This window comes from Streptomyces sp. NPDC005963 (genome assembly GCF_040638655.1).
Classification (GTDB): domain Bacteria; phylum Actinomycetota; class Actinomycetes; order Streptomycetales; family Streptomycetaceae; genus Streptomyces.
This window is the reverse complement of sequence record NZ_JBEXVD010000011.1, coordinates 38,314-64,496: the sequence shown is the minus strand read 5'-3', so window position 1 is coordinate 64,496 and position 26,183 is coordinate 38,314. Positions and strand designations below refer to the sequence as shown.

Annotated in this window: 26 protein-coding genes and 1 pseudogene; 20 read left to right on the top strand and 7 right to left on the bottom strand. The window is 69.2% G+C overall.

Features of this window, described 5'->3' with window-relative positions:
• The first annotated feature begins 54 nt into the window (after nt 1–54).
• The 3 genes from ABZ348_RS17275 to ABZ348_RS17265 all read left to right on the top strand — a co-directional run bounded on the left by ABZ348_RS17275 (nt 55) and on the right by ABZ348_RS17265 (nt 2,796).
• Complete coding sequence (locus ABZ348_RS17275) at nt 55–1,599, top strand: NAD(P)/FAD-dependent oxidoreductase (protein WP_358934019.1); 1,545 nt, start codon at nt 55–57, stop codon at nt 1,597–1,599.
• A complete protein-coding gene (locus ABZ348_RS17270) occupies nt 1,596–2,480 on the top strand; it encodes an SDR family oxidoreductase (protein WP_358933814.1) in 885 nt (294 codons plus the stop codon). Before ABZ348_RS17275 ends, ABZ348_RS17270 begins: the two co-directional genes overlap by 4 nt.
• A 109-nt stretch (nt 2,481–2,589) precedes the next feature.
• Entirely contained in the window at nt 2,590–2,796 is a 207-nt protein-coding gene (locus tag ABZ348_RS17265; protein ID WP_358933812.1) for a hypothetical protein, read from the top strand.
• Between the two features lie 227 nt (nt 2,797–3,023).
• Here the strand turns inward: ABZ348_RS17265 and ABZ348_RS17260 are convergent, their stop codons facing one another.
• Nucleotides 3,024–6,353 carry a S41 family peptidase gene (locus ABZ348_RS17260; RefSeq protein WP_358933810.1) on the bottom strand — a complete coding sequence of 1,110 codons (3,330 nt, stop codon included), beginning with the start codon at nt 6,351–6,353 and terminating at the stop codon, nt 3,024–3,026.
• Nucleotides 6,354–6,634: 281 nt separating this feature from the next.
• Here ABZ348_RS17260 and ABZ348_RS17255 point away from each other — a divergent pair, with 281 nt between their 5' ends.
• Nucleotides 6,635–7,210 (top strand): TetR/AcrR family transcriptional regulator, encoded by a 576-nt coding sequence (locus ABZ348_RS17255; protein WP_358933808.1) that lies wholly within the window; start codon nt 6,635–6,637, stop codon nt 7,208–7,210.
• A 514-nt stretch (nt 7,211–7,724) separates the two neighbouring features.
• Complete coding sequence (locus tag ABZ348_RS17250) at nt 7,725–9,950, top strand: MMPL family transporter (protein ID WP_358933806.1); 2,226 nt, start codon at nt 7,725–7,727, stop codon at nt 9,948–9,950.
• A gap of 88 nt (nt 9,951–10,038) precedes the next feature.
• Here the strand turns inward: ABZ348_RS17250 and ABZ348_RS17245 are convergent, their stop codons facing one another.
• Nucleotides 10,039–10,386 (bottom strand): SsgA family sporulation/cell division regulator, encoded by a 348-nt coding sequence (locus ABZ348_RS17245; RefSeq protein WP_358933804.1) that lies wholly within the window; start codon nt 10,384–10,386, stop codon nt 10,039–10,041.
• Between the two features lie 174 nt (nt 10,387–10,560).
• Here ABZ348_RS17245 and ABZ348_RS17240 point away from each other — a divergent pair, with 174 nt between their 5' ends.
• From ABZ348_RS17240 to ABZ348_RS17200, 9 genes are all read left to right on the top strand, one after another.
• Nucleotides 10,561–11,682: an energy-coupling factor ABC transporter permease gene (locus ABZ348_RS17240; RefSeq protein ID WP_358933803.1), complete on the top strand. Its 1,122-nt coding sequence runs from the start codon at nt 10,561–10,563 to the stop codon at nt 11,680–11,682.
• Nucleotides 11,683–11,685: 3 nt separating this feature from the next.
• Entirely contained in the window at nt 11,686–12,447 is a 762-nt protein-coding gene (gene cbiQ, locus ABZ348_RS17235; RefSeq protein WP_358933801.1) for a cobalt ECF transporter T component CbiQ, read from the top strand.
• Complete coding sequence (locus ABZ348_RS17230) at nt 12,444–13,208, top strand: ABC transporter ATP-binding protein (RefSeq protein WP_358933799.1); 765 nt, start codon at nt 12,444–12,446, stop codon at nt 13,206–13,208. Before cbiQ ends, ABZ348_RS17230 begins: the two co-directional genes overlap by 4 nt.
• 94 nt (nt 13,209–13,302) lie before the next feature.
• A complete protein-coding gene (locus tag ABZ348_RS17225; RefSeq protein WP_358933797.1) occupies nt 13,303–13,734 on the top strand; it encodes a nuclear transport factor 2 family protein in 432 nt (143 codons plus the stop codon).
• A gap of 254 nt (nt 13,735–13,988) precedes the next feature.
• On the top strand, nt 13,989–15,569 hold the full coding sequence (locus ABZ348_RS17220) for a GAF domain-containing SpoIIE family protein phosphatase (protein WP_358933795.1): 1,581 nt from the start codon (nt 13,989–13,991) through the stop codon (nt 15,567–15,569).
• Entirely contained in the window at nt 15,566–16,648 is a 1,083-nt protein-coding gene (locus tag ABZ348_RS17215; protein WP_358933793.1) for a cobalamin-dependent protein, read from the top strand. Before ABZ348_RS17220 ends, ABZ348_RS17215 begins: the two co-directional genes overlap by 4 nt.
• Nucleotides 16,649–16,671: 23 nt before the next feature.
• Complete coding sequence (locus ABZ348_RS17210; RefSeq protein ID WP_358933791.1) at nt 16,672–17,118, top strand: STAS domain-containing protein; 447 nt, start codon at nt 16,672–16,674, stop codon at nt 17,116–17,118.
• A 203-nt stretch (nt 17,119–17,321) separates the two neighbouring features.
• A complete protein-coding gene (locus ABZ348_RS17205; RefSeq protein WP_358934017.1) occupies nt 17,322–18,485 on the top strand; it encodes a serine hydrolase domain-containing protein in 1,164 nt (387 codons plus the stop codon).
• On the top strand, nt 18,482–19,294 hold the full coding sequence (locus tag ABZ348_RS17200; RefSeq protein WP_358933789.1) for an SDR family NAD(P)-dependent oxidoreductase: 813 nt from the start codon (nt 18,482–18,484) through the stop codon (nt 19,292–19,294). Before ABZ348_RS17205 ends, ABZ348_RS17200 begins: the two co-directional genes overlap by 4 nt.
• A gap of 102 nt (nt 19,295–19,396) precedes the next feature.
• Here the strand turns inward: ABZ348_RS17200 and ABZ348_RS17195 are convergent, their stop codons facing one another.
• Nucleotides 19,397–19,594 (bottom strand): DUF397 domain-containing protein, encoded by a 198-nt coding sequence (locus tag ABZ348_RS17195; protein ID WP_358933787.1) that lies wholly within the window; start codon nt 19,592–19,594, stop codon nt 19,397–19,399.
• A gap of 34 nt (nt 19,595–19,628) precedes the next feature.
• Nucleotides 19,629–20,360: pseudogene (locus tag ABZ348_RS17190) on the bottom strand (helix-turn-helix transcriptional regulator); the annotation flags it as partial.
• Nucleotides 20,361–20,606: 246 nt separating this feature from the next.
• Here ABZ348_RS17190 and ABZ348_RS17185 point away from each other — a divergent pair.
• From ABZ348_RS17185 to ABZ348_RS17175, 3 genes are all read left to right on the top strand, one after another.
• Nucleotides 20,607–20,849 (top strand): hypothetical protein, encoded by a 243-nt coding sequence (locus tag ABZ348_RS17185; RefSeq protein WP_358933786.1) that lies wholly within the window; start codon nt 20,607–20,609, stop codon nt 20,847–20,849.
• A gap of 74 nt (nt 20,850–20,923) precedes the next feature.
• Nucleotides 20,924–21,121 (top strand): hypothetical protein, encoded by a 198-nt coding sequence (locus ABZ348_RS17180; protein ID WP_358933784.1) that lies wholly within the window; start codon nt 20,924–20,926, stop codon nt 21,119–21,121.
• A gap of 386 nt (nt 21,122–21,507) precedes the next feature.
• Nucleotides 21,508–21,729 carry a hypothetical protein gene (locus ABZ348_RS17175; RefSeq protein WP_358933782.1) on the top strand — a complete coding sequence of 74 codons (222 nt, stop codon included), beginning with the start codon at nt 21,508–21,510 and terminating at the stop codon, nt 21,727–21,729.
• 65 nt (nt 21,730–21,794) lie between these two features.
• Here the strand turns inward: ABZ348_RS17175 and ABZ348_RS17170 are convergent, their stop codons facing one another.
• A complete protein-coding gene (locus ABZ348_RS17170) occupies nt 21,795–22,463 on the bottom strand; it encodes a TetR/AcrR family transcriptional regulator (RefSeq protein ID WP_358933780.1) in 669 nt (222 codons plus the stop codon).
• Between the two features lie 145 nt (nt 22,464–22,608).
• Between ABZ348_RS17170 and ABZ348_RS17165 the strand changes: the two genes are divergently transcribed.
• The gene (locus tag ABZ348_RS17165) at nt 22,609–23,358 is read left to right on the top strand and encodes an SDR family oxidoreductase (protein WP_358933778.1); all 750 of its coding nucleotides are present in this window, start codon (nt 22,609–22,611) and stop codon (nt 23,356–23,358) included.
• Between the two features lie 135 nt (nt 23,359–23,493).
• On the opposite strand, the gene ABZ348_RS17160 is transcribed toward ABZ348_RS17165, so the two are convergent.
• Nucleotides 23,494–23,922, bottom strand: a complete 429-nt coding sequence (locus ABZ348_RS17160; protein ID WP_358933776.1) for a VOC family protein — start codon at nt 23,920–23,922, stop codon at nt 23,494–23,496.
• Between the two features lie 487 nt (nt 23,923–24,409).
• On the opposite strand from ABZ348_RS17160, the gene ABZ348_RS17155 reads away from it, so the two are divergent.
• Complete coding sequence (locus tag ABZ348_RS17155; protein WP_358933774.1) at nt 24,410–24,499, top strand: hypothetical protein; 90 nt, start codon at nt 24,410–24,412, stop codon at nt 24,497–24,499.
• Between the two features lie 90 nt (nt 24,500–24,589).
• Nucleotides 24,590–25,291 (top strand): 2-phosphosulfolactate phosphatase, encoded by a 702-nt coding sequence (locus ABZ348_RS17150; protein ID WP_358933772.1) that lies wholly within the window; start codon nt 24,590–24,592, stop codon nt 25,289–25,291.
• A 15-nt stretch (nt 25,292–25,306) separates the two neighbouring features.
• Here ABZ348_RS17150 and ABZ348_RS17145 read toward each other — a convergent pair whose 3' ends face one another.
• A complete protein-coding gene (locus tag ABZ348_RS17145; protein ID WP_358933770.1) occupies nt 25,307–26,158 on the bottom strand; it encodes a DMT family transporter in 852 nt (283 codons plus the stop codon).
• Nucleotides 26,159–26,183: the final 25 nt, after the last annotated feature.

Genomic DNA, 26,183 nt, shown 5'->3' with positions numbered 1-26,183 from the left:
GTGATTACTGGCAGTATCGGCGGTGTCCAGTTGTGGCGTTCAGTGGGAGGCGGCATGGGCCGTAAGAAGCACGAACAGCAACAGCACGTACGGGTCGCGATCGTCGGGTCCGGTTTCGCCGGTCTCGGTGCCGCCGTCCGGCTGCGTCGCGAAGGGATCACCGACTTCGTCGTGCTGGAGCGCGCCGAATCGGTCGGCGGCACCTGGCGCGACAACGACTACCCCGGGTGCTGCTGTGACGTGCCCTCCCACCTCTACTCCTTCTCCTTCGCCCCCAACCCCGACTGGCCCCGCACCTTCTCCGGCCAGCGACACATCCGCGCCTATCTGGAGCGGGTGACCGACACCTTCGGCCTCCGTCCGCATCTGCGTCTGGGCCATGAGGTGCGCACGATGACCTGGGACCGCGAGGAACTGCGGTGGACGATCGACACCAGCCAGGGCACGTACACCGCCGACGTCGTCGTCTCCGCGACCGGCCCCCTCTCCGACCCGAAGTCGCCCGACATCCCCGGTCTCGCCGACTTCCCCGGCGCCGTCTTCCACTCGGCCCGCTGGGACCACGGGGTCGATCTGCGCGGCAAACGGGTGGCGATGGTGGGGACCGGAGCCTCCGCGGCGCAGATCGTGCCCGCCATCCAACCGCAGGTCGAGACGCTCACCCTCTTCCAACGCACTCCCGCCTGGGTCCTGCCGAAGGTGGACCGCGACATCAGCTCCCCCGAACGCTGGTTGCACCGACAGGTTCCGCTGACGGCCACCGTGCGCCGGGGGCTGCTCTGGGGCGTACGGGAGTTGCAGGTCTCCGCCTTCACCAAGCACCCAGGGCGGTTGGCGCTGGTCGAATCCGTGGCGAGGAAGCACCTGGCCCGCACGGTCAAGGACCCGGTGCTGCGGGCGAAGCTGACCCCCTCGTACCGCATCGGGTGCAAGCGGGTGGTGCTGTCGAGCGACTACTACCCGGCCCTGACCCGACCGAATGCGCAGGTGGTGGCGTCCGGGCTGGCCGAGGTGCGCGGTTCGAAGCTGATCGCCGCCGACGGCACCGAGACCGAAGCCGATGTGATCGTCTTCGGCACCGGCTTCCGGGTCACGGACATGCCGATCGCCGATCGGGTGATTGGCGCGGACGATGTCACCCTCGCCGAGTCCTGGAAGGCGGGGGTGCAGTCGCTGCGCGGGGCGACCGCCGCCGGGTTCCCCAACTGGATGACTCTCATCGGGCCCAACACCGGACTCGGCAACTCCTCGATGATCCTCATGATCGAGTCCCAGTTGAACTATCTGATCGACTACCTGCGTCAACTCACCGTCCTCGGGGGGCGGGTCGCGCTGGACCCCAAGCCCTCCGCGGTCTGCGCCTGGAACGGTCGGGTCCAGGAGCGGATGCAGCGGACCGTCTGGAGCACGGGCGGCTGCGACAGTTGGTACCTCGATGCCAACGGTCGCAACACCACGCTCTGGCCCGGGACGACCGGCGAGTTCCGCCGGGAGACCCGTGAAGTGGACCTGGGGGAGTACGAGATCGTCCGCAAGCGGGTCATCGCTCCTCCGCCCGACGGGCCGGCCGAGCCGGCGGCGCAGGAGGAGGTCGCATGAGGCCCCGGATGGAGCTGGAGGGACAGGTGGCCGTTGTCACCGGTGCCGCCCGTGGGGTGGGGGAGCTCCTGGCCCGCAAACTGTCGGCGCGCGGGGCCAAGGTGGCGCTCCTGGGCCTGGAGCCGGACGGACTCAAGGGCGTGTCGGACCGGCTCCACGGTGAAAGCGACTGGTGGGAGGTCGATGTGACGGATCACCATGCGATGGATCGCGTCGCCCGTGAGGTCAAGGAGCGGTTCGGCAAGGTCGACGTGGTCGTCGCCAATGCGGGTGTGGCCGCGGGCGGGCCGTTCGTGGACAGCGATCCCGACGCCTGGCGGCGGGTGATCGAGGTCAATCTCATCGGCAGCGCCGTGACCGGACGGGCGTTCCTGCCCCTGCTCGTGGCGAGCCGCGGCTACTTCCTCCAGATCGCCTCCCTGGCCGCCATCACACCGGCGCCCCTGATGACGGCCTACTGCGCATCCAAGTCGGGCGTCGAGGCGTTCGCGCACAGCCTGCGGTCCGAAGTCGCCCATCGGGGCGTACGGGTGGGGGTGGCGTACCTGTCCTGGACCGACACCGACATGGTTCGCGGCGCGGACCGGGACGAGGTGATGCGGGAACTGCGCGGGCGGCTGCCCTGGCCCGCCAACCGCACCCATCCACCGGGGCCGACCGTGGACCGGATCGTGGCCGGGATCGAGCGGCGCTCCTCGCACGTGTACGGGCAGTGGTGGTTGCGCGGGATGCAGTCGGTGCGCGGAGGTCTGCCGTCGCTGATCGGGCTGGTGGGGCAGCGCGAGGTCCGGCGCTTTGAGCCGCGGTTGGCCGGTGTGGGCAAGGGGCTCGTGGGTGCGGGAGGGGCGGCGGACGAGGCGTTGCGCACGGAGCGTAGTTGATCGAAATGCGAGCTATGTCCGGTCGTGGAAGAGTCTGAGCCGGGGCCACTCCCGGCCCCGGGGACATCAATGTCCCGCTCTTTCCGCACCCCTTTCAGGAGTGACTCACATGGGCATCAAGGACCAGTTCCAGGACAAGGCGCAGGAGCTCGGGCAGCACGCGAAGCAGGCTGCGGGCAGGGAGAGGGACGAGTCTCCGGAGCGCGGCCGTGACGGCCGGGAGCGCCGTGACCAGGACCCGGCCCGTCAGGACCCGGCTCGGCAGAACCCGGCCCGTCAGGAGCCGCCCAACCGGCGCCCCAACCCGGCTGCCTGAACCGGCTGCTGACCAGTAGCGCTTCGAGGCGCACCCGCCCCCACACGGGCGGGTGCGCCTTCGCGACGCCGTGGCGAGGGAGTTCGCCAACAGGTGCGGGTCGGTGCCGTACGGCGAAGGGCTGCGGGGGGAGCGAAGGCGTCACGGCACCCGGAACGGGCGGCCGGGAACCCGATATGGGCGGGGGCGGTGCGTGCCGGGGCGCCCGTAACAGGGGCCGCCCGGTCTCAACCGCCCGAACGGACTGATCTCGGCGGTCTCGGCGGCCTCGGCGGCAGCTTCGGCCGGCTGCGGTCCGGCACATGGTCGTATCCGGGAGGGGTGGCCGCAGGTTGGTCCGCGAGCATCTCCAGGGCCAGCCGCACCGCGTCGTCCAGTCCCGCGTGCCGCCCCTCCGCCCAGTCCAGAGGAGTGCGCAGCGCTTCCAGGTCAGGTGCCACACCGTGGTTCTCGATCCCCCAGCCGTACTGCTCGAACCAGGCCGCGTTCATCGGGACCGTGATCACCGAGCCATCGCCCAACTGGTGGCGTCCCGTGATCCCCACCACCCCGCCCCAGGTCCGGCATCCCACCACCGGCCCCAGCCCGAGCAGTTTGAAGGCCGCGGTGATCATGTCTCCGTCCGACGAGGTCGCCTCGTCCGCCAGTGCCACCACCGGGCCCCTGGGTGCGTGGGAGGCGTACGAGACGGGTTGGGCGTCCCGGGTGAGGTCCCAGCCGAGGATCTTCCGCGTCAGCTTCTCCACCACCAACTCGCTGATGTGGCCGCCGGCGTTCCCCCGTACGTCGACGATCAGCGCGGGGCGGGCCACTTCCAGCCGTAGGTCCCGGTTGAACTGGGCCCAGCCCGAGCCGCCCATGTCGGGGATGTGGAGGTAGCCGCACCGCCCGTCGCTCAACTCCCGGACCACTTCGCGCCGCTTCGCCACCCAGTCCTGGTAGCGCAGTGGCCGTTCGTCGATGAGCGGCACCACGGCCACCCGGCGCGAGCCGCCCTCGGCGGACCTGAACGTCAGCTCCACCGTCGTTCCGCCCGCGGCGGCCAGCATGGGGAAGGGGCCGGAGACCGCGTCCACCGGGCGTCCGTCCACATGGGTGATGACCGCGCCCTCCCGGATGCCGGTCCCCGCCAGCGGTGAGCGCGCCTTCGAGTCGGAGGACTCGCCCGGCAGGATGCGCTGCACCACCCACTGCCCGTCCCGACAGACCAGGTTGGCGCCCAGCAGCCCCATCGGCCGCTGGTAGTGCGGGGGTCCCTCGTTGCGGCGGGCGGGGGCGACATAGGCATGGGAGGTGCCGAGTTCGCCGAGCACCTCCCGGAGCAGGTCGGCGAACTCGTCCGGTGCGGCGACCCGCTCCACCAGCGGCCGGTACTGGGCGAGGACCGCGTCCCAGTCGACGCCTCCCATGCCGGGTTCCCAGAAGTAGGCCCGGATCAGCCGCCCCGCCTCCTCGTACGCCTGCCGCCACTCCGATGCCGGATCCACCTCGTGCAGGATGCGACGGAGGTCCAGATAGACGGTGGAGTCGCCGTCACCCGCCTCGGTGGCGGGGACCGCGCGCAGTTCGTCCTCGTCCACCACGACCAGTCGGCTGCCGTCCCCGCTCACCGCGAACCAGTCCAGGTGGTCGACCAGTTCGATCCGACGCGCCTTGGAGATGTCGAAGTGCTCCAGCGTCGGCCGGCCCGAGGTGTCCGCGGGATTGGCGAACGTCTCCCCGAGGGCGCCCGAGATGGGCCAGCGCAGCCAGACGAGACCGCCGCCGCTGACGGGATGGAGCTCCGAGTACTTGGACGCGGACACGGGGAACGGGGTGACCCGGCTCTCCAACCCCTCGATCTCGACGGTCACCGCACCCGCCGGCTCGTCGGACGCCGACGGCACGTCGTCCAGCGGGTCCAGACCGCCGGCTGCGGGCCGTCCGTCAGGGGAGAGCGCGAACGGCGACGGCGTCGCCGACGACAGCGGTACGAGATAGGGGCGGCAGCCGAGTGGAAAGGAGAGGTCCCCGGTGTGGACGTCGTACACCGGGTCGAAACCGCGCCAGGACAGGAAGGCCAGATAGCGGCCGTCGCTGGTGAAGACGGGATTCTCGTCCTCGAAGCGGCCGTTGGTGACGTCGACGATCGTACGGTCCTTGATCCGGGCCAGTTTGATCTGTCGCAGGGAACGGCCGATGCCCGGCTGCGCCCAGGCGAGCCAGGAACCGTCGGGGGAGAAGGCGAGGTCGCGTACGGGCCCGTTGAGCGACCGGATCAGTTCGGTGACCGTGCCCGTCGCCTGTGCCGTATCGCCGCTGGTGTCCTCGCCCGCGTCGATGAGCAGCAGCCGGCCGTCGTGCGAGGCGATCGCCAGCCGCTCCCCCTCCGGGTCCGAGACCAACTCCAGCACCCGCCCCAGCGCTCCGGGTGCCAACCGCCGCGGCAGCCGGTCCCCGCTGGCCCGGGGCAGATAGGCGACCTCGATCGCGTCCTCGCCGGTCGCGTCGGTGACGTACGCGACCTGTCCGCCCGTGCCGAGCATCACCGGCAGTCGCACCCGTACGCCCGGGGTGTCGGCGATCGTGCGGGCCGGACCGTCACGGTGGGTCAGCCAGTACAGACTGCCGCGTACGGAGATGGCGCTGGCCCGGCCCGTGGTGTCCACCGAGACCGCGTCCACGTGGTTGGCGGCCGGCACCTGGTACGGGCGTCGGCCGGCGCGGGTGCCGCCCAGTTCGACCGTCAGCCGGCGCGGTACGGCCTCTGGGGACAGCAGGTCGTCGGCGATCCACAACTCGCCCGCGCACTGGTAGACCACGCGGTGGCCGTCGCTGGACGCATGGCGGGCGTAGAACGCGTCGTGGTCGGTGTGCCGCCGAAGATCGCTGCCGTCGGGAAGGCAGGAGTACAGATTGCCGATCCCCTCGTGATCGGACAGGAAGGCGATCCGACCCGAGACGAACATCGGGCAGTCGAGATGGCCTTCGAGTTCGGACAACAGCCGCTCGCCGTGCAGCCACAGCCGGCCCGTCGCCCCGCCGCGGTAGCGCTTCCAGGAGGCGGGTTCGTGCGGGGGCTTGCCCGTCAGCAACAGGGTGCGCCTGTCGCCGTTGGTGCCGGTGACCGCGATGTCCGACACCGGCCCCCACGGCAGTTTCGCCCCCGGAGCCCCGTCGGTGGGTACGCAGTAGGCCCAGGAGAAGTACGAGAACGGTTGCCCGTGCGAGGAGACCGCGAGGATCTGGCTCTGGCCCTCGGCATCCGGCGGCGACCAGCCGCAGACCCGGGTGTCGGCCGAGCCCCAGTGGCTCAGCCGGCGGGCCGGGCCACCGTCGACCGGTGCGAGATGGACCTCCGGATCCAGACTGCGCCAGCTGGTGTACGCGATGTGACGACCGTCGGGGGAGAAGCGGGGGTGCCCGATCCGGGTCCGGTCCACGGTGATCCGCCAGGCGCGGCCGGGCCGGTGGCCCTCCGGCACGAGGGGCGCGACCCACAGATCGTCTTCGGATGCGAAGCACAGCAGGTCGTCGTGGAGGTGCGGGAAGCGGAGGTATGCCACGTCGTCGCTCACTTCCCCCATCCTTTCCGGGGGCTCGGGATGCGGCAACTCGTGGGGCCGGAGTGCACCTGCCCGGTGCCGTTGCCGCGCCCTGTGCCGGGAGGTGACCTTCTCCGCGGAGGGGAGGTGTCGCACCCTCTCGTGCTGGCCGCTGGCTGAATGAGTTCGCCGGTCCGGCCGGGATCGTTCGGTGACCCAGAACACAAGCGAAACGATTTCGTTTCGCGGGGAAGGGTGGGTTAACTTGGAGGTGTACGAAACCGTTTCGTTCGGCATTTGGGGGGAGGTCCACCATGGCGATGCGCACCCGGTTGACCGCCGAGCGCGAGGCAGAGCTGTACGAGGCAGTGCTCGATCTGCTCGCCGAGGTGGGCTACGACGCACTGACGATGGACGCCATCGCCGCCCGGACCCGATCGAGCAAGGCCACCCTCTACCGGCAGTGGCACAGCAAGCCGGAACTGGTGGCCCGGGCCCTCCACCAGACCAAGCCGCCCGGGCTCGACGAGATCGACACCGGCTCCCTGCGCGGTGACTTCTACGAGATCCTCGCGCGCACGGACGACTCCAAGCTGGAGCGGGACTCGGCGCTGCTGCGCGGGCTGATCCAGGCCGTCCACGACAATCCGGACCTCCAGGAGGCGCTGCGCGAGCAACTCATCGAACCCGAGAAGCGCGAGCTCGACGCCATCGTGCGCAGGGCCATCGAGCGCGGTGAGGTCAGCGCCGCCAATCCGGCGGTCAAGTTCGTCGCACATATGTTGGTGGGGGCGTTGTTCTCCTGCCTGATCATCGATGACCAGCATCCCGACAAGGCGTACACCAGGCAGTACATCGATGCCGTGGTCCTGCCGGCGCTGGGGGTCTGATGATGTCGACCCTGCTCCGTTCCCACCCCGGCCACGCCACTCGGTGCACCCCACCGAGAAGGCGTGCCACCGGACCGGGGGCCTCGCTCCCGGCCCCCGTCCTCGACCCCGCCCGGTGCACGGGCGCGGGACACAACAGGACACGACCCAGCCCCGCACCTCCGCATTCCGTTCGACCGGACCTCGGCGACCCCTGCCCCACAGGGTTCGCTCTCCCCCACCCGTCCGTGTCGACCCCAACCCCTCGGCTGCTCTGCCAACGGTGTCAGCGCCGCCGCTTCGGTGAGTCCTGTCGGCCTTCACCGTGTGTTCCGTCCCACGGGCGTCGTTCATGACTCGCTCCTGAACGAGCCCGGTGCCCTTCCCCAGGACACCGGCCCCGCCCCCCCCACGACTTCCCCGGGGTCCCCACCCTCCGCTCGGTATCACCGCAGCACCTGACGTGCGCCGCTCTCGTCGTCGGGCCGGCTCCCCATGCCCTTTGTCGTCTCTACACCAATGGGAGTAAGCCCTCGTGGCCACGTTCCTCTACAAACTCGGACGGCTCGCCTTCCGGCGCCGTCGCATAGCCGTCCTGCTGTGGGTCGCCCTCCTCGTACTCGCCGGAGTCGGTGCGTCCGCCGCGGCCAAGCCGACCGAAGCCTCCTTCTCGATGCCCGGCACGGAGGCCCAGAAGGCCTTCGACCTCCTGGAAGAGCGCTTCCCCGGTGGGAGTGCGGACGGTGCAACGGGCCGTGTCGTGTTCAAGGCCCCCGCGGGCCAGAAGATGACCGACGCAGAGCACAAGACCGAGGTCAATGAAGCGGTCGCCGCGCTGAAGTCCGGTTCGCCGCAGGTCGCGTCCGTCACCGACCCGTACACCGCCGACGCGGTCTCCGAGGACGGCTCGATCGCGTACATCTCGGTCAGCTACAAGGTCAACTCGATGGAGTTGACGGACGAGACCCGTGACGCGCTGGAGAAGACCGGCGAAGGCGCCCGGGACGCGGGGCTGACCGTGGAGATCGGCGGTGACGCCTCCATGGCGGAGCCGGAGACCGGTTCCGCGGAGATGATCGGCATTGCGGTGGCCGCGGTGGTCCTGGTCATCACCTTCGGCTCCCTGATCGCCGCCGGCCTGCCGTTGATCACCGCCCTCATCGGGGTCGGCATCGGCATCTCGACGATCACCGCGCTCGCCAAGACGCTCGACCTCGGCTCCACCACCTCCACCCTGGCGATGATGATCGGCCTCGCGGTCGGCATCGACTACGCCCTGTTCATCGTCTCCCGCTACCGTGCCGAACTGGCCGAGGGCCGCGAACGCGAGGAAGCCGCCGGACGTGCGGTGGGCACCGCGGGCTCGGCCGTCGTCTTCGCCGGTCTGACCGTGGTGATCGCCCTGGTCGGCCTGGCCGTCGTCAACATCCCGATGCTCAGCAAGATGGGCTTCGCCGCCGCCGGCACGGTCGTGATCGCCGTCGTCATCGCCATCACCCTGATCCCGGCACTGCTGGGCTTCGCGGGCGACAAGGTGATGGGACGCAAGGTCCGCAAGAACGCCAAGAATGGCGGCACCGCTGCCGAGGGCGAGGTCGCCGAGAAGCAGAACGGCGGCGTCCGCTGGGCGCGCTTCGTACTGCGCCGCCCGGTCGCCGTGCTGCTCGCCGGTGTGGTGGGTCTCGGTGTCATCGCGATCCCCGTGGGCTCGCTGAAGGTCGGCCTGCCCGACGAGGGTTCCCAGTCCACCGAGTCCAGCCCGCGCCGGGCCTACGACATGCTGTCCGAGGGCTTCGGCCCCGGCTTCAACGGTCCGCTGATGCTGGTGGTCAACGCCAAGGGCAGCGAGAACCCGCAGAGCGCGGTCGACAAGGTCAGCGACACCGTGGAAAAGCTGCCCGGTGTGGCGGCGGTGGCCCCGGGCCCGCTCAACAAGACCGGTGACACGGCGATCGTCACCGTCATCCCCAAGGACCGGCCGTCGTCGGTGAAGACCGAGGACCTGGTCCACGACATCCGCGATGCGCGCAGTGCGCTGAAGTCCGACACGGGAGCGGAGGTGCTCGTCACCGGGGCCACCGCGATGAACATCGACTTCTCGCAGCGGATGAACGACGCCCTGATGCCCTACCTCGCGCTGGTCGTGGGACTCGCGTTCCTGCTGCTGGTGTTGGTCTTCCGGTCGATCCTGGTACCGCTGAAGGCGGCGCTCGGCTTCCTGCTCTCCGTCGTCGCCGCGCTCGGCGCAGTCGTCGCGGTCTTCCAGTGGGGTTGGCTCGCCGACATCTTCGGCGTGGAGCAGCCCGGCCCGATCATGTCGATGATGCCGATCTTCATGGTGGGTGTGGTCTTCGGCCTGGCGATGGACTACGAGGTCTTCCTGGTCACGCGGATGCGCGAGGCGTACGTCCACGGGGAGCGGCCGGGCGAGGCCATCGTCACCGGCTTCAAGCACGGCGCCCGGGTGGTCACCGCAGCCGCGGTGATCATGATCGCGGTGTTCGCGGGCTTCATCGGCTCCGGTGAGCAGATGGTCATGATGATCGGCTTCGGTCTGGCGATCGCGGTGTTCTTCGACGCGTTCGTGGTCCGGATGGCGATCGTGCCCGCGGTGCTCGCCCTGCTCGGTCACAAGGCGTGGTGGCTGCCGCGCTGGCTGGACCGGGGCCTGCCCAACGTCGATGTCGAGGGCGAGAAGCTCCAGCAGTTGTTGCAGGACTCCTCGGGCGGCGACGAGGACCGCGAACTGTCCCGCGTCTGACGTCCGTCACCGCGCCCCTTCGGGGTGCGGTGACCGTGGCCGCGCCGCTCGCCTTCCGGCGGGGGTGCGGCCACTGGCGTTCGCGGGGTCAGCTGGTCGTGGTGGGGACGGCCGCGTAGGTGTGGGTCAGGAAGCGGGTGAGCGCCCTGGTGTCGAACTGGAGGACGTCCACCCCGTCCGCGGTGTGGAACTCCACCACCGCTTGGGCCCGGCCGCACGGCCAGACCTCCACATCGCCCTCGCGCACGGGCGAGCGCAGGCCGGTCTCCAGCACTTCCCTCGGAAAGGTCCAGTCCCGTCCGCTGGCGAAGGAGAACCGCACAGCGCCGGGATCGTCGGCCGGTTCGTAACACAACGCGACGCGTACGGGGCGGTGCTGAGGAGCGTCGGTGACGATTCGGGCCCACGCGTGATCTTCGACTGAGGCGGCGGACATGGGACGCTCCTCGCATTCATCGTCTTTATTAACCAATGTTGCATATTTCAGCCCAATGCTCGACCTGGCAGCGGGCCTGCACCCTTTTCGTCATACATGCGCTCTTGCAAGCCATGTGCAGTAGGCCCACTATCGACGGGCAGCCCTTCTCGTCTGTCCGATGCGGAGCCAGCCATGCATGTGCCCGACGGATTCATCAATGCTCCCGTGTCGATCGCAGCGGGGGCGGTGGCGGCCGGAGCGGTCGCCGTCAGCCTCCGTGGGGCCCGTCGAGAACTGGCGGGCCCCGCCCATGCGGGCGGCCTCGTCGGTGCCGAGCGCACCGCACCCCTCGCCGGTCTGGTGGCCGCGTTCATCTTCGCCGTACAGATGTTGAACTTTCCCGTGGCCGCAGGCACCAGCGGCCATCTCCTCGGCGGTGCGCTCGCCGCGATCCTGGTGGGCCCGTACACCGGGGTGCTCTGCATAGCCGTGGTCCTGCTGATGCAGGGCGTCCTCTTCGCCGACGGCGGTCTCACCGCGCTCGGCGTCAACATCACGATCATGGGCGTAGTGACGGCGGTGGTGGCCTATGCGCTGTTCCGCGGGCTGCTGGCCGTTCTGCCGGGTGGTCGCAGATCCATCGCCGCGGCCGGTTTCCTCGCCGCGCTCGTCTCCGTACCGGCGTCGGCCGCGGCCTTCACCCTGCTGTACTGGCTCGGCGGGACCACCGACGTACCGATCGGCAAGGTGCTGGTCGCCATGGTCGGCGTCCATGTGCTGATCGGCATCGGCGAAGCCCTGATCACCATGTTGACCGTGGGGGCGGTCCTCGCGGTCCGCCCGGACCTGGTGTACGGAGCCCGCGGGCTGCGGCGTCCGCTGAAGCTCCGGGTCGGCGGCGAACTGATCGACGCGCCCGCCGCCGAACCGCCCGGCCCCTCCCGTTCGCCGCGCACGGTGTGGCTGGTCGGCCTGGCCGCCGCTCTCGTTCTCGCGGGATTCGGCTCCTTCTACGCCTCCGCCCACCCCGACGGCCTGGAGAAGGTCGCCGCCGACAAGGGCATCGACGAGAAGGTCGAGGAGCACGCAGCCGCCGGCTCGCCGTTGGCCGACTACGGCATCGAGGACATCACCAATGCCCGGATCTCCGGTGGGCTGGCCGGGGTCATCGGTGTGGGCGCCACCGTCGTCGTGGGCAGTGGCGTCTTCTATGTGACCGCTCGCCGTCGCCGTACCCGACAGGACGACCAGGCGGGACGGGCACCCTCACCACCGTCGGCGTCCCAACCGCCGTCGGACGCCCCGCGGGAGTGAGCGATGGGCGCCGGACACAGCCACAAGCTCTACCGCCCCGGCCACTCCCCGGTGCACGCCCTGCCCCCGCACTGCAAACTGGTCGCCGCGTTCTGCTTCGTCCTCGTGGTGGTCTGCACCCCGCGGGAGGCGGTGTGGGCCTTCGCCTGCTATGCCGCCCTGCTGGCCGCGGTCGCCGCCGTGGCCCGCATCCCGCCCGGCTTCCTCCTCAGCCGGCTGCTGATCGAGATCCCCTTCGCGGCCTTCGCCCTGCTGATGCCGTTCGTGGTGCCCGGCGAACGCACGACCGTCCTCGGGCTCTCGCTGAGCGAGCCCGGGCTGTGGGGCGCCTGGAACATCCTCGCCAAGGGGACCCTGGGCGTCGCCACCTCGGTGATCCTCGCCTCCACCACCGAACTCCGGGCCCTGTTGCTGGGCCTCCAACGCCTGAAGCTGCCGCCCCTGCTCGTCCAGATCGCCTCCTTCATGATCCGCTACGGAGATGTGATCGCGGACGAGATGCGGCGGATGTCGATCGCCCGCCGCTCCAGGGGCTTCGAGGCCCGGGGCGTACATCAGTGGGGCGTGCTCGCCAAGTCGGCAGGCGCCCTCTTCATCCGCTCCTACGAGCGCGGCGAGCGGGTCCATCTGGCCATGGTCAGCCGCGGATACACGGGGGTGATGCCGGTGATCGACGAGGTACGGGCCTCCCGGACCCAATGGGCGCACGCGGCGGCCCTGCCCCTCGCCGCACTCGCCGTCTGCCTGATGGGATGGACCCTATGACCGCCTCCCCTCCGCCCTCCCTCGATGTGCGCGGTCTCGCCTACGCCTATCCGGACGGACATCAGGCCCTGTTCGGCGTCGATCTGACCGTGGCCCGGGGTGAGCGGGTGGCCGTGCTCGGCCCCAACGGCGCGGGCAAGACCACACTCGTACTCCATCTGAACGGCATCCTCGGCGGTGGGGTCGGGACGGTGTCCGTCGCCGGTCTGCCGGTCGCACGGGAGCATCTGGCGGAGATCCGCCGCCGCGTCGGGATCGTCTTCCAGGACCCGGACGACCAACTCTTCATGCCCACGGTCCGTGAGGACGTCGCCTTCGGGCCCGCCGCCGGTGGGCTGCGGGGTGCGGCGTTGGAGGAGCGGGTGAGGGGGGCGCTGGAGCAGGTGGGGATGGCCGAGTACATGGACCGCCCGCCGCACCACCTCTCGTACGGGCAGCGGCGCCGGGTCGCGGTCGCCACCGTGTTGGCGATGGAGCCCGAGATCCTGGTGCTCGACGAGCCCTCGTCCAATCTCGATCCGGCGTCCCGGCGGGAGCTCGCGGACGTCCTGCGGTCCCTGGCCGTCACCGTGCTGATGGTGACCCACGACCTGCCGTACGCACTGGAGCTCTGCCCGCGCTCGGTGGTCCTGAGCGAGGGGGTCATCGCGGCGGACGGGCCGACGGGGGAACTGCTCGCGAATGACGCGTTGATGCGGGAGCACCGGTTGGAGTTGCCGTTCGGCTTCGACCCGAGGTTCGCGGCGTCCCGGGGCGACTGACTATTCAAGCTTGACTACCGACTTCCTCGGGAGTACTCTCAGTAGCGTAATCAAACTTGACTAATACGGGATCGCCCGTAGTGAGGGAGTCCATATGCCCGTCCTGCCCGACACCGGATACCAGCCCACCGCTGAGGACCGGGAGAGTCTGGACGCCTGGTTCGCCGACTACGACACCCTCAGCGCGCAGCGGAAGGTCGACCGGATGGCCGACATGGCGGTCTTCCCGCTCAATCTCGTGAGCGACGACTCCGCGGGGAACGGCCGCTCGGCCCAGTGGGATCGCGCACAGTTCGTCGAGACGATGACTCAGGTGATGGGCGGCGGCAGCAGTGAGGACATCACGTTCGACTCCGTACGGACGCCGGTCTTCCTCTCCGCTGCCATGGCCATCGTCTTCAGTGACTCCACCATGACCGTCGAAGGGCACACCCAGCAGCTGCGCTACGCCGACATCCTGCTCAGGCGGGACGGCGGCTGGGCCTTCCAAACCATGGTCCAGGGCGGCTGGGGCGACAACCTCTGATCCCTCGGCGGGCCCGAGCCCGCTCCCGGTGCGCGCCTCCTCCCCTGAGCGGGCCGCGCCCGTAGGGGTACGGAGGCCGGGGCAGGGGGGTGGGTTGCGACGGCGGACGCCGATGGAGGATGGTTGCCGAACGGCAAATACCATCGACCAGATGAGGTGAGGGGTTCGCACAGCGGGCCTTCGTGGTTGTGAGTTCCGCACAGCAGGCACATGTCGGGAGCGCGAGCGCTCCTGCGCACTTGGCATGGACGTCCGTGCCGTACCCGGTTCTGATCGTGGACGCGGGCGGTACGGTCCGCCACGCCAACTCGCAGGCCATCGGGCTCTTTCCCGGCATACGTCCGGGTGCTGCCCTGACCGCGAGCGTGCCGGCCTGGCTGTCTGACGGCCACGCACGGGTGATGCACCACAGGGGCGACGACTCCTTGGTGCGGGGAGCAGTGGCGGAGCGGAGTTTCGAAGCCCACCCCACCGTGCGGGACGACGGGGGCGTCGTGTGGTGGCTCGTGGACGACACCGACCACCGAATCGCCCGTGAGGCCCTCCAGATGGAGCGCGAGCGGACCGCCTTTCTCGCGGAGGCTTCCAACACCCTGCTCTCGTCGTTGAACCTGGACCGGTGCATGGACGTGACCGCGCAACTCGCGGCCGAGCACCTCGCGGACGCCGCGCTGGTCGTCGCACCCCGCAGGGGCCACCGGCTGCCGGTCGTGATGTGCGACCACGGTGGCTCTCCGCGGCGTTCGACTTGGGAAGTGGACCCGGAGGAGGTTCCCGGTCTGGGGGAGGCGCTCCAGGGTTTCCCTCCGGTGCCCTCCCGATGGATCGACCCGGCCTCCGCCCCCGAGTGGCTGATCCCCGAGGGTCTCGGCACGGTCGGTTCGATCGTCGTCACGCCTCTGCCCGGGCACGGTGTGCCCGCCGGAGCCCTGATCCTGCTGAGGCGCGGTGGGGAGGCCGCGTTCAGCGAGGCTGAGGAGGTCTTCGCCCGTCTCTTCGCCACCCGCGCCGGCGCCGCGATGTCCGCGGCCCGTCTGTACGCCGAACAGTCCTCCCTCTCCCAGACCCTCATGCGGGATCTGCTCCCGCCGGCCCTGCACCAGATCTCGGGTGTGGAGTTCGCCGGCGGTTACCGTCCATCGAAGGACCACGAGCGGATCGGCGGGGACTTCTACGACGTCCATCCCGCGGCCACCGAGGGCGAGGCGTCCTTCGCGGTGCTCGGTGACGTCTGCGGCAAGGGCCTCGAAGCCGCCGTCCTGACCGGGAAGATCCGCAACACGCTCCATGCGCTCCTGCCGATGGCCGGCGACCACCAGAAGATGATCGACCTGCTCAACGGCGCGCTCATCAACTCCCACCACACCCGCTTCGCCACCCTCGTCATGGCCTCGGCGGTGCGCGAAGCCGGTTGCGTACGGCTGCGGGTGACCAGCGCCGGACATCCTCCAGCGCTGATCGTGCGACACGACGGAACCGTCGAGGAGGGCGCATCCCGCGGCACCCTCGTGGGGGTCCTGCCCACGGCCCGTGCGACCACCACGCTGGAGTTGCTTGCTCCGGGCGAGTTCTGTGTGCTGTTCACGGATGGCATCACCGAAGCCAGGGGCGGCCCCATGGGTGATGAGTTGTTCGGTGAGGACCGTTTGAAGGAAGCCCTGGCGCAGTGCGCGGGGATGCCGGCCGAGGCGATCGTGGAACACGTGCAGATGCTCGCCGGCCAGTGGTTGGGATCCGGACCCCACGACGACATGGCCGTCGTGGTCATCGCTGCCCCCCGCTCCCACCATCTCAGTGCGGTGGGAGGTCATACCCGGGGCAGATTCACTGCATGACCACCGACACCATCCCGCAGGAGCACTGGAGAGACCGGCTGTGGGAAGCAGTCTCCACCGGCGATGAGCGGGCCGCCTCCAGCACGGTCCTCGGCGCGCTCAAGGACGGCGCACCGCCGCAGAGCGTCCTCCTGGACCTGATCGCCCCCGTCCAGCGCAGGATCGGCGAGGAATGGGCGGCCAATCGCCTCACGGTCGCGCAGGAACACGCGGCCACCGCCATCAACGACCGTGCCATCGCCGCACTCTCCCATGAGTACGCCGCGGGCCCCGCGACCAGTCGGGGCCGGGTCATGGTGGCCTGTGTGGACGGGGAATGGCACGGCCTTCCCGCTCGGATCCTGGCCGAAGTGCTCAAGCTGCGCGGCTGGACGGTCGACTACCTCGGGGCCCAAGTCCCCACGGATCACCTGATCTCCCACATTCACCAGACCGGTCCGGCCCTGGTGGCCCTCTCCAGTTCGATCGCCACCCGCCTGCCGACCGCACATGCGGCGATCACCGCCGTTCAGGCCACCGGCACACCTGTACTGGTCGGCGGCGCTGCCTTCGGCCGGCACGGTCAGTACGCCCGGCTGCTCGGCGCCGATGCCTGGGCACCGGACGCCAGAGCCGCCGCGGACACGCTCGACGAGCGTCTGCCGCCGCCCCCCGCGCCGGCGCACCAACCCATCGACGACCTGCCGCACCTGATCGATCAGGAATACACGATGGTCGCCCGCACCCGGACACGACTGGTGCGGACGGTGATGGGCGCCATGGCGGAACGCCTGCCCGCAGTGCGCAACTACACCGCCTCACAGCGGGCCCGCACCGCCGAGGATGTCGCGCACATCGTCGATTTCCTGACGACCGCCCTCTACACCGACGACCCGGAACTCTTCATCGACTTCCTCAGCTGGACGGCGGGCATCCTCACCGCCCGCAGTGTTCCCGCTCACTCCCTCGCACCCGCCCTGGACATCCTGAGTGAACAACTCAAGGACTTCCCCCGGGCCACCTCCATGCTCAACCAGGCCGCCGACCGCCTCCCCGGGGCAGGACCGGTGATCGCCTCCGACTCCAGGAAAACCGCATGACGCCAGATCCCGGGCTTGAACCCATGAACCTTCGCCTGACCGCCGCCCCCGGCACCGACGAGGGCACCGTGCACCTGGAGATGCACGGGTACCTGGACTACGAGACGTCCGAGGACTTCCTGGCCACCGCCACGAAGCACCTCGCCGATACTCCCGGACTACGGGCCCTGCACCTGAACTGCGGCGGCCTGGAGGGCATCGACTCCATGGGACTGGCCATGCTGCTGATGCTCCACCGCCGCACCACCGCCGCTCGGGTCACCCTGCACCTGGACCAGCGCACCCAGGCGCTGGACCGGATGCTGACCGTCACCGGCACCATGGAACACCTGGTCCCCCTTCACCAGGCCGGATCAGGGGGGCAGACCGCCCCGCAACAGATGGGATCTCGTCATACGGCGGAGGACAGCGGGCTAGTCGACAGCCCTGGCCAGGGGTTTCGTCCTGCGGGGCCGGACACCGGGGCCTGACGCCCTCCGCCCGTCGCGTCGAAACCGTCACCTGGCGCGTCGGCCCGGCGTGCCACCCGGGCACCGTCCGGAACCCCCGCATTCGGCCTTCATCGCACCAGGGGACGAACCCCTTCGGGGTGGTCTCGACCAGCCCGGAAGCATCGCCCGTGCGCGGCCGTTGCACCATGGGGGAGAGCAATAGACGCGGGAGAGTGGGCACAGTGGACGTCCGGGGCACGGTGGCGGCAGGCTTCGAGCCGGTCGAGGAGGCGTTTCGGCGCAACTTCGAGCAGCGCGGCGAACGCGGGGCGGCCGTCGCCGTCTATCGGGACGGCCACAAGGTCGTCGACCTGTGGGCGGGGACGCGCGATGTGGACGGCGACGATCCATGGGCCGTGGACACCGCGCAGGTCGTCCGCTCGGCGACCAAGGGCGTGGCAGCCGCGGTCGTCCTCCTGCTGCACCAGCGCGGTCAGATCGATCTGGATGCGCCCGTGGGCACCTACTGGCCGGAGTTCAAGGACGCCGGCAAGGAACGGGTGCTCGTACGCCATCTGTTGTCACACCGCGCAGGGCTGGCCGCCATCGACCGCCCGCTGACCCCGGCCGAGGCGATCGACGGGGTGAGCGGTCCGGCTGCGATGGCCGCCCAGCGCCCCCAGTGGGAGCCCGGCACCGATCACGGCTACCACCCGCAGACCTACAGTTGGTTGGTCGCCGAACTCGTGCGCAGGGTCACCGGGCGCACCATCGGCCGTTGGGTCGCCGAAGAGATCGCGCGCCCGCTCGGCCTGGACTTTTGGATCGGGCTCCCCGCCGATGAGGCCCATCGCGTCGGCCGGATCGGCCCGATCGCGGAGCCGCCCGCCGCCGTGAGCGGTGGGTTGAGCCTGCGCCCCAAGCGTTCGGTGACCGAGGCGTACCGTGATCCGGATTCGCTGACCCGGCGGGCCTTCGGAGCGATCCACCCCTTCCCCGACGAGAACGCCCCCGACTACCGGGCCGCCGAACTCCCCGCGTCCAGCGGCATTTCCACCGCCCGCGCCCTGGCCCGCTTCTACGCCGCGACCATCGGCGAAGTCGACGGCGGACGCCGTCTGTTCGCCCCGGCGACCCTGACCCTGGCCCGTACCGAGGAGTCGGTGGGCCCGGACCGGGTCTTGATCGTCCCCACCCGCCTCGGTTTGGGCTTCATGCTCCACGGCGCCGCCGCCCCCCTCCTCGGCCCCGGCTCGTTCGGTCACCCCGGCCGCGGTGGATCGCTGGGGTTCGCCGATCCCGCATCGGGCATCGCCCTGGGCTATGTGACCAACGGACTACGCAAGGGAGTTACCGCGGATCCCCGTGCCCAAGCGCTGGTCAGAGCGGTACGTTCAACCCTATGAACACTGCGCTGAAACGTTTCGAGGGGTATGGCGTACTGGTCACGGGCGGCGCCCGGGGCATCGGCGAGGCGATCGTACGGCGGCTGGCGTCGGAAGGCGCACGCGTGCTGATCGCCGACGTGGACGAAGAGGCGGCCGAGCAGGCCGCGGCCCACATCCCCGGTGCGGAGTCCCTTCGGTGCGATGTGAGTGACCGCGAGCAGGTGGACGCCGCCGTGGCGTACGCCGTCGAGCGCTTCGGCACCCTCGACGTCGTGGTCAACAACGCTTTCGCGGCCACCCCTGAACTCGCACTCGCCCAACTCTCCGACGACGACTGGCGCCGCGACCTGGACGTCACCCTGGGAGGCGCGTTCCGCTTCGCCCGGGCCGCCCTGCCGGTGCTCGCGAAGTCCGGTCGGGGAGCGATCGTCAACATCGGTTCGGTCAACGCCGAGCAGTCCTTCGGCGGCCATTCCTACAGCGCGGCGAAGGCGGGCCTGACCTCGCTGACCCGCACCCTGGCGGGGGAGGCCGGCCCTCTCGGCGTACGCGTCAACCAGATCAACCCGGGCACGATCCGCACCCGGAACTGGGACGGCCGCGAGGAGGTCATCGCGGCGCTCGCCGACATCTATCCGCTGGGCAGGGTGGGCGAACCGGATGACGTCGCCTCGGCCGTGGCCTTCCTGGCGTCGAGCGACGCCTCTTGGATCACGGGCACGGTCCTGAGGGTGGACGGAGGCGTCCTGGCGGTGAACACGACGTTCAACAAGGCCATCATGGAGGCGGAGGAGAAGGCGGCGGAAGCATCGGCCGAAGCCGAATAGCCGATCGGCCTGAGTGCCTGAGTCCTGAGTGTCTGATGGCACGAACGAGCCCCACCGTTCCGGGAAATGGGAAACGGCGGGGCTCGGGCCTTGTGCGGGTGACTAGACGTCGCTGGACCGCGCGAGGGCGACCAGACCGGCGAACGCGTCAGTGGAGACCATCAGAACGGGTCCGCTCGGGCGCTTGCTGTCCCGAACGGGGACGACTCCGGAAGGTGCGTACGCGGGGGCGACCTCGATGCACTGCCCCCCGTCGTTCCCGCTGTAGCTGGACTTGATCCAACCTGTCAGGCTGATCATTGGTGTACTCCTTGGCGAGTTGCTGAAGGCGGGCCACCGATTCTGCGGGCGACAATGCGTCGGCCCGAATCCGATCGTATCTATCGCTTGCTGTCGCCACCGTCTCAGCGTCGTCATACGGCCGCCCGCCTTGAGGCGACTCGGTATGCAGGAGCATCGGACCATTCCTGAATGCCAACAGTGTGAACGGCAGATGATGCGCTGACGGTCCTTCCTTGAAGGGAAGGACTTGGATCGTGACACTTGGCAAATCTGCCTGCTCGCAGAGGTAGTTGAGCTGCTGGGCCATGACTTCGGCGCTACCGACCATGGTCCTCAGACAGGATTCATTCAGTACGAGCCACAGGGACGGCGGAAAGTCGCGCTCCAGCACCTCACGGCGTGCCAAGCGGGCTGCGACCTTGCTCTCAATCTCAGAGTCCCCATCACGGGGGATGCCTGTCCGGAAGACCGCACGTGCGTACTCCTCTGTCTGGACCATCCCCATGATGAGCGTGGTGGAGTAGTCGAAGATCCGTGAAGCCTCCCGTTCGAGTTCTAGATACGGAAGGAACCAACTCGGATAGTCGCCCTCAAGGGCCCGACTCAGTTGGCGCGCGAAGAGATCGCCTGTCCCGAACGCGCGGTCACAGCCCAGCGCGAACTTCACGCTGGGTGTCACCTTGCCCGCCTCGACCTTGGAGACATGCCCCTCTGAGTAGCCCGTGGCCAGCCCTAAACCCTTCTGGGTCATCTTCCTAGCAAGTCTCACTTGCCTTACGTCCATCCCAAATGACTCATAGGGATGCAAGGCCTCTGCGGGCGGATCGTTGGTCATGCTCTCGACCTCATAGATTCTTCGTCTGCTCGTATCGGATGTAGATGGCTTACTTGCAAGAGGCGCTGCAAGTGCGGCTGATCTCATGCAAGTTGTGCTCAGCTGGTCACCCACCCAAACCGACAGTGAAGGGAACGGGTACGTGACGACGACTGCTTCGATGCGGGGGCACCCGCACCGGCTCACGGGGGCGACATGAGTGACACTCTCGCGGTCGGTGACATCGCTGTGGACACCCGGACAGGTGATCTCGGGGTGGTCATGGACACCGGTGTCGATCCTAGGGATGGCCGTTATTCGCTCCGTCCGCTCGGGGGTGGAGTCGAATGGACCGCCGACCCCGGGGACGTTCGTCCGGCGACCAATGCCGACCGACTCCGACCCGCTCTCTCCGAGGTGAACGCGCGGAGCCGCAAGGGGGGTGCGGCATGGGGGTGATCTGTTGGTTCCGACAGCTCCTGTGGACAGTGCGGCAGAGGGAATCCGAAGAAGTGCAAGTCGCCATTGCGTGTGTGTCCGGTGAACCTCCGTGCGGCGCTGAACTGGAGAACGCACGGCAGGGGCTCACTCCGGAAGACGCCCAAGCATGGGCCGAATGCCACTTCCGCACGAACGGTCACCGCAACTACACGCGGGGCAGCAGCGACACCGGGCAGTGGAACGAACCTGCCGATGTCGATCCGCAGAACGTCCAGGGCGTGACCACATGAAATGGCTCCGGCCGTACGCGGTTGCCCTGTTCTTCCTCGGTGGGTTGCTGGTGACTCTTGCCCTGCTGCTGATGCTGGTCCGCTACCAGCATTGAAGATGTCCGCCCCCTGAATACCCGGCCACTTCGATTCGCGGGTTCATCATGCGGGGCGGCAAACCGGTCCGCCCGACTGGTCCATGGACAGCGACAGCCGGGCGGACCACCCACAGACCCCGTTCTGTGCGGCAGCACCCCCGTGCTGCGGGAAATCGCATGGAGCGGCCCCGGGGGCAGCGTTGAGGGTCGCTGCCCCGGCCCCGGTCGTCTACTGCTCCCCCAACCGGACGATCGGGGCCACCCTCCCAAGACTCCACCCGACACACCAACGGCCCTTGAAGGGGATCGATGCCGCCTCAAAGGAAGAGACGCACCAGGGCCGAGCTGAACGCGCGACGCGAGATTTTCGAGGCCCATCGGGATCTGATCCTCTCCCGCCACGCCGCGGGAACCAGCCGGAAGACCATCGAGAACGAGTACAAGGCGGGCGACGAGTGGATGCGCGCCACACTCCGCCGCTGGTTGGTCGAGCGGTTCGGGCCGTCGCTGGCCGAGCGGCTATGGGGCTAGTTCCCATTGGCTTCCCCCTCTGCGGGACCCGTACCAGGGGCCCATCAAGGACAGGTCGCCCGGACTCAACCTTCGCCACGCTCCGGAGAGTTCGAATGTCGAGTCGGTGGGAGATCGAACCGGCGACTGGGGCTCGCCGTGATGACGTCCCAGGCCGCGAGGGCGTACTCGGCGACGCGCTCCAACTCCTCGGCCCGGGCACCGTCGCGGGCCTGTACGGACATGCCCTGGAGCACGGCGGTGTAGAAGGCGGCGATCGTCGCGGTGTCGGCATCCGGGGGCAGTTCGCCCTCCCGTACGCCCCGGTCCAGCCGGGCCGTCATCATTTCGACGCCCGACCTGCGCCATTGGGCGAGATGGTCGCGGGCCTCCGTACCCACGTCGGAAACGTTCGTCGCGGCGAGCACGATCATGCAGCCGGTGGGCCGGCCCTCTTCCGTGTACGCGCGGGCGTTCTCCCGGAGTACGGCCGCGATGGCCGCGTACGCCGTTGGCCCTTCGTTGAGCGCACGGGTCACCGGGCTTCCTTCGGTGGCGTCGTACAGGGCCACCGCCTCACGAAACAACTGCTCCTTGGACCCGAACGCGGCATACAGGCTCGGGGAGTTGATCCCCATGGCAGACGTCAGCTCGGCGATCGACGTTGTCTCGTACCCGTGTGCCCAGAAGGTCTCCATGGCCCGCTGGAGAGCGGTGGCCCGGTCGAAACCCCTGGGACGTCCGCGTGCCGCCACTGCGCCTCCTCCGCTCGCTGCGCTTGTGCGTTCCGACCCGTGCCGTTCGACGACTAATTCTGTGCCGATCACTAAAAATATACCTTGACCGGTCTCGGGGCGCGTGAAACCATTTCTGTAGCGATCGATATGAAAATGGGGAGCCATGGGCGACGCACTGTTGGGCAAGGCTGCGCTGGTGACGGGCGGCAGCAGGGGGATCGGCGCGGCGATCGTGCGACGGCTGGCCGGTGAGGGTGCGGATGTCGCCTTCACCTATGTCAGCCCCGAGAGCGAGAAGTTGGCGCGCGGAGTGGTGGAGGAGGTCGAGGCACTCGGCGGCCGGGCGCTCATGATCAAGGCCGATGCCGCCCGGGCCGAAGAGGTCAGTGGCGCGGTGCACAGAGCGGCCGAGGTGTGGGGCCGACTGGACATCCTGGTGAACAACGCCGGGATCTATCCCTGGGGCCCGTTCGAGGACGTCACCCTGGAGGAGTTGGACCGCACCCTGGCCGTGCACGCCAGGGCGGCCTTCCTTGCCGCTCAGGCGGCTTCGCGCCATCTGACCGACGGCGGGCGGATCATCAGCGTCGGGAGCAATCTCGCCGATCGGGTGCCGTTCCCCGGCATCGCGCTGTACGCGATGAGCAAGGCGGCCCTCGGCGGTCTCACCCGGGGCCTGGCCCGTGAGCTCGGACCCCGCGGCATCACGGTCAACGTGGTGCACCCCGGCTCCACCGACACGGACATGAACCCGATCGACGGCGAGAGCGCCGACGAGCAGCGGGCACTCTCCGCGCTGGGCCGCTTCCTCGACCCCGACGACGTGGCCGCCACGGTCCTGCATCTGGCCGGCCCCGGTGGGCGCAGCATCACGGGAGCGGCCATCACAGTCGACGCGGGGACCAACGCATGAGCCCCGACCTGCTGCCCCACCCCCGCCAAGCGCCCTCCAGGACACGCCGGCACGGCCTGGAGTGTTGCGCCTGACGGCTGATGGGCGCGGCGTACGAGATCTCCTCGGGACGGATGCAGGTCCCGAGGAGGCGGGTCAGCCGGTGGAGACGCAGAACTCGTTGCCCTCGGGATCGGCCATCACCATGTGCTGCCCCTCCACCTCCCTCAGCACCTTGGCCCCCGCCGACACCAGCCTGCTCGCCTCGATCCGGATGCGCTCCCACCGCTCCTCGGGCGACCCGCCCTTGGGGAGCCGGATGTCGATGTGCAACCGGTTCTTGACGGTCTTGGGCTCGGGCACCTTCAGGATCGACAGCCGCGGCCCGACCCCCTCGGGGTCGCACAGCCACTCCCCGGCATCATCGGAGTTGTCCCCGTCGGGGTCGACGTGGGCGACCCACTCCTCGCGGGTCTTGAAGGGCGGTGGCGGCGGCTCGTCCACATAGCCCAGGGCGAGCTTCCAGAACACGGCCAGCTCCGGTGCGTTGTCACAGTCAAGGGTGAGATCAAAGCGTGCGGTCATGCCATCGAAGCTAGCGCCCACCACTGACAGTCCCCTCAACGTGCACGATTGGCGCCCCGCCGCGGCTGCGTGCCCTCAAGGACTGTTGGTCTTCACGTGTCGAGCCCCGAGACGCGCACCCCAGACGCATGACAACGCGTCGTACTGTCCATGACGCTGACACGGTCGCGGGGTGACGGCTACGGGGGCTGCAACGAAATGTGTCATGACCCAGAAGTGATCAAGAAGTTCAGTAAAGCGTTCGAGACTGTGTGGCAGCGCGCCATCCCACACGAGGGGTTCACGGTCTAACCGCGCCGGGCCATGCCCCAGTACCAGTCATCAAGTGCCGAGAGCGCCCGCAAGATGGTTGCGGCACGACTTCGGGAAGTGCGCCTGGGAGCCGGCCTGAAGCGGGTACAGCGCACCGGGCTCCGCCGTCTGCAAGAGGCACGTATTCCGCTGTATTGAACGCACCAGGCTGCACCGTGGCTACGCGTCACACGTCATGCCGGGACTCTTCCAGACGCCCGCCTACGCAGCTGCGTTGCTCTCGTCCATCGTTCGGTTTCACAGCACTCTGCGTACTCCGTCTTGATCCGTACGGCCGAGATACGGACCCGCCTGTCCGACGCACGCCCTGCCCCCGAGAGGTTCTCGGCGTCGGGCGTGCGCGATCATGGTGGGAATGGACCTGAGATTCCTCGGCATCGCCGACTTGTGTGAGACCCCGTCCGTGGCGGTCGTCGTCGACGTCATGCGTGCCTTCACCGTGGCTCCCTGGGTCTTCGCCCAGGGGGCGGAGAAGATCGTTCTCGCTGGGTCGCTGGATGAAGCCCTGGCGCTCAAGGCTCGCAACCCGGATTGGGTGGCGCTCAAGGACGGTCCTCCCGCGCCCGGGTTCGACCTGGTCAACTCGCCAGGTCTGCTGCGGTCTGTCGAGCTTCGTGGACGGACGGTCGTGCAGAAGACCACGGCTGGGACGGTCGGAGCTCTCGCCGTCAAGGAGGCGTCCCTGGTGCTCTGCGCCAGTTTTGTCGTGGCGGAGGCAACGGCTCGGCTCCTGCGGACCCGCAAGGGCGACGACGTCACCTTCGTGGTCACCGGCGAAGACGGGCGGGCCGATGAAGATCTGGCGTGCGCCCAGTACATCGCTCAGAGGGCCACGGATACCGGGGCCGATGCAGCCGGGTTCCTTCAGCGTGCTGCCGAGTCGCGCGCCGCCGCCGAGTTGACGGAGGGTGTGCGCCAGGGAGCGCATCCCGATGACGTCGCACTCTGCCTTGAGCTCGACCGCTTTCCCTTCGCCGTGGTGGCGACCCAGGAGGATTCGCTCATGGTCCTCCGTCCGTACGCCGTAACCGCGTTGACCGACACCCCTGAGAACTGATCGCTCAAGGGGGCCTCATCCCGCTTGCAGCATCAGTCCGATCCCCACCACCATCAGCCCCGCCGCCACCAGGCGCGGTCCGCCGAAGCGTTCCTTGAAGAACAGGGTTCCTATGGCCGCGCCCGCGATGATCGAGGATTCGCGCAGGGCCGCAACCGTCGCGAGCGGGGCCCGGGTCTGGGCCCACAGCACCAGTGCGTACGCGACCATCGACAGGGCCGCGCCGAGCAGACCGCGCGCCGCGTAGGGGCGGAGGCGGGGGAGGAGGCTCCGGCCGTGGGTGGCGAAGGCGTAGAACGGGATCAGGGCACCCTGGAGCAGCGTCAGCCAGGCGATATAGCTCAGCGCCGAACCGGAGGCCCGCACTCCGGCGCCGTCCATCACCGTGTAGGCGGCGATGAACAGGCCCGTGGCCAGGGCGGCGAGGAGAGCCGGCCACTGCGGGCGGACGGAGGAGCCCTTGATGCCCCACAGGGCGATCCCGACCAGGCCGGCCGACGCCGGGACCAGGCCCGCCAGTTGCCAGCCGGACAGTCGCTCGTCCAGGAAGACCGCCGCGAGGGCGAACACGACCAGCGGCGCCGTACCGCGGGCGATCGGATACATCTGGCCGAAGTCACCCAGGCTGAACGACTTGAACAGCAGCGCCTGGTAGCCGAGGTGCAGCAGGGCGGACGCGACCAGATAGGGCCAGGCATCGGCCCGCGGCAGACCGGTGAAGCAGACCAGCACGGCTCCGACCAGCGCCGATCCTCCGACGAGGAGGGTGAAGGCCGCGAACCGGTCCTTCACCGCGTGCGCCATGGCGTTCCAGGTGGCGTGCGTGATCGCCGCCAGGAGGACCGCGGAGATCACCAGCGGGGTCATGTCCCGCGCTCGGTTCGACCACGGG